Source organism: Blautia sp. AM47-4, assembly GCF_003479865.1.
Lineage (GTDB): Bacteria > Bacillota > Clostridia > Lachnospirales > Lachnospiraceae > Fusicatenibacter > Fusicatenibacter saccharivorans.
In genome coordinates, this window is record NZ_QUHY01000071.1 from 1 (window position 1) to 2,852 (window position 2,852).

Here is a 2,852-nt window from a genome sequence, read left to right on the forward strand (position 1 = left end):
GCGAGACTGCGAAAACGAACTGTCAAAACTAAAATAGAGTAAAACGCTTGCATCTATCATTTTGGTGCAAGCGTAATTCATGAGTAACGTAGCAATATTTTGCGCTTACTTTCTTGTGTTCCATTCTCAATTTTACCAATGATTTACCAATATTTCTGGAGAGTCAGACTTGCAAAACCAGAATGAGGAGATTAAAAATATGAGCAAATTGAAACCAAGAATAACGGAAAACGGAATTGATTATATCCTTGTCGGAGATTACTACATCCCGGATTTGAAACTGCCGGAGGAACACCGCCCCATTGGGAAGTATGGACGGCTACATCAGGAATATTTAAGAGAAGTCCACCCAGCCAGATTGAACACATTGATATTGACCGGGGAGTTATGGACATATCTTGCAGACCTGAACGAACAGGCACAGGAACGGTTAGACATCATCATGGAACAGATGAAAACTGCCGAGGGCGTAACCGAGGAATTGAAGCGTACCCATCAAATGGAATGGGTGCAGCGTTGCAATAACATTCACAACCGGGCAGAAGAAATTGTTTTGCATGAGATGATTTATTCGTAATGATATGTTAAGAGTTAAGCAAATATGAAGTTGTCAAGTTTTTTCAAACAGCCTCATTGCATAGAAATGACAAACAGATTATTCTTAAAGCAGGAGGTGGCAGAAATGGCAAACGAAGATAAGAAAGATTTTAATGCTATGTTGCACGACAATAAGGATATGCCAAAATTTCAAATCATTACAGACCAGAAAAGTATTGAAAAATATGGTGGCAGTAAAATGTATTTTGCACCGCCAATCGACTATGACAAAGTAATGAAAAAAATTCCGTATGGTAAAGTGATTACCGTCGGGAAAATACGAGAATACTTTGCGGAGTTAAGTAGTGCAGATTTTACAGAACCGATTACAGCAGGAATTTTTGTTTCTATTGTGGCATGGGCGAGTTATCAGCGTTCAGAAGATGAAACGCCTTATTGGAGAACATTGAAAGCAAACGGAGAACTAAATGCTAAATACCCAAATGGTATTGAAGCACAAAAAGAAAAATTAGAAGCAGAAGGACACACCATCATTCAAAAAGGGCGTAAAAATGTACGATACTATGTAAAGGACTATGAAAACTCCCTCTTTGATTTGAAATAGGTAAATTTGAATTTGGCAGATGTAAAAGGATTTTGACACTCATAATAAGTGATGTCAAAGCTATTTTGTAGACAATAGTGGGTGTTTTTCCTACAATAAAAGTGCAAGGAGGTATAGTGGCATGGAGCATGATATTGGATGCAAAATCAAGGCAGCCCGAATTGAAAAAAAGCTGACGCAAGAACAGGTTGCCGAATTGTTGGGTGTGAGTCGTCAGACCATCTCAAATTGGGAAAATGAAAAATCCTATCCAGATATTATCAGCGTCATTAAAATGAGCGAATGCTACGATGTCTCTCTTGACTATCTATTGAAAGGAGAACAAAAAATGAAAAGCTATTATGATTATCTTGAAGAAAGTACGAATGTTGTGAAAAGCAATGCCAACAGAAACAAGATTATTACGATTCTCTCCTATCTCTTGATTTGGGCGTTTGCAATGATAGTGTTCTGGTTTTTTGCAAGTGGAAGTGACGCTATGGGTTACAGTTTGATGTTTCTTTGGTTTATTCTTCCTATATCCACATTTATTGTATCTATTGTTATTGGTAAAAATAACTTTTGGGGAAAAGGAAAATGGGCATTCACTCTTTTCTTTGGCGTAATGTATATGCTTGCTGAATATGGCACATTCAAAATGGCAAACAACATTGCTTTTAACAAACTGAATGCCCCTGACTTGGGAATGATTGTAGCCGGAGCAATAATCTCTGCAATCGGTATGTTGGTAGGTTCACTGTGGAATAAGAAACGCCACAATCAAAAAAAATAAGTAACAAGAAAAATCCCAACTTGTTATTCTGAAAATTTAACTGAATAACCACAGCACAAACCGCTGCTACATGGAAGCTAACAAACCATGCAACAGCGGTTTTTCTTTACCGTTTTTTCCTCTGACTGATAGGCGTTCCCATTTTCTTTGATTTTTTGAGAATCCGAATCAGCCAGCGAAATTCTTCGTCTGACAGATTTTTATAGTTGATACCAAGCTGCTTGCAGTAAAGAACAACCAGCTTTTCATCCCGACTGCCCTTGAAATTTTCGACTGCTTCCAGATTTTCTTTCAGTTCATCGGCAACGGTAGTTTGGGGTGCGCTCTCGCTGTCCTTTTTGTGGGCTTCCCGAATATCCCGGATAATGAGATTGAGGTCATCCCGTACCATGTGGCTGAAATACTCATCATCACTGATATGGGCAGCTTGCAGCACCTTTAAATGCGGGTCATCTTCGCCGGGGCGATACCGTTCAATGATTTCATGTCGGACGGTATCGACAAGGGCATTGAGGTTCTGAATCTGCATGGTGGCAATCCCATCCACATAAATCTCAATGTCCGCAAGAAACTTGATAAAGTCCTTATGGGTGGCAAGTTCGCAGAGCAGGCGGTTGTTAATCCGACCGCTTTTCAGGAGTGCCACCATTTCATCACTCAAATGCAGCTCCCTTAATGGCGTGTTGATCTCTGTCCTGTTCTCTGACCGGCAAAAGAGATAATCGAGGGACACCCCATAAAAATCTGCCAGCAGGATAAGGTTGCCATGATTGATTTCCTTATAGTCATCTTTTTCATAACTGCCAAGAGCCGATTTTGAAATACCCGTTTGCTCTGCCAGTTCTTCCAGTTTAATCCTTTGTTTAATCGTAAATCTTTTAGCCGTTCCTGTATTGTAGTAGCTCCGTTCATTGAAGC

General features: G+C 39.7%; 3 protein-coding genes and 1 pseudogene. 3 read left to right on the forward strand and 1 reads right to left on the reverse strand.

Translation table 11 applies throughout. From position 1 onward, the window contains the following. Positions 1-199: 199 nt before the first annotated feature. The 3 genes from DW965_RS18425 to DW965_RS18435 all read left to right on the forward strand — a co-directional run bounded on the left by DW965_RS18425 (position 200) and on the right by DW965_RS18435 (position 1,934). Positions 200-577, forward strand: coding sequence for a TnpV protein (locus DW965_RS18425; protein ID WP_055060280.1), 378 nt, complete (start codon positions 200-202; stop codon positions 575-577). Between the two features lie 105 nt (positions 578-682). After that, entirely contained in the window at positions 683-1,162 is a 480-nt protein-coding gene (locus DW965_RS18430) for an MGMT family protein (protein WP_055154158.1), read from the forward strand. Positions 1,163-1,283: 121 nt separating this feature from the next. Then, on the forward strand, positions 1,284-1,934 hold the full coding sequence (locus DW965_RS18435; RefSeq protein ID WP_055060282.1) for a helix-turn-helix transcriptional regulator: 651 nt from the start codon (positions 1,284-1,286) through the stop codon (positions 1,932-1,934). Positions 1,935-2,040: 106 nt separating this feature from the next. On the opposite strand, the pseudogene DW965_RS18440 reads toward DW965_RS18435, so the two are convergent. After that, positions 2,041-2,846: pseudogene (locus tag DW965_RS18440) on the reverse strand (helix-turn-helix domain-containing protein). Positions 2,847-2,852 lie beyond the last annotated feature (6 nt).

What these genes read in the sequence shown, in the direction of transcription:
- DW965_RS18435 (WP_055060282.1), top strand. Translation starts at nt 1,284, where the DNA reads ATGGAGCATGATATTGGATGCAAAATCAAGGCAGCCCGAATTGAAAAA.
- DW965_RS18425 (WP_055060280.1), top strand. Translation starts at nt 200, where the DNA reads ATGAGCAAATTGAAACCAAGAATAACGGAAAACGGAATTGATTATATC.
- DW965_RS18430 (WP_055154158.1), top strand. Translation starts at nt 683, where the DNA reads ATGGCAAACGAAGATAAGAAAGATTTTAATGCTATGTTGCACGACAAT.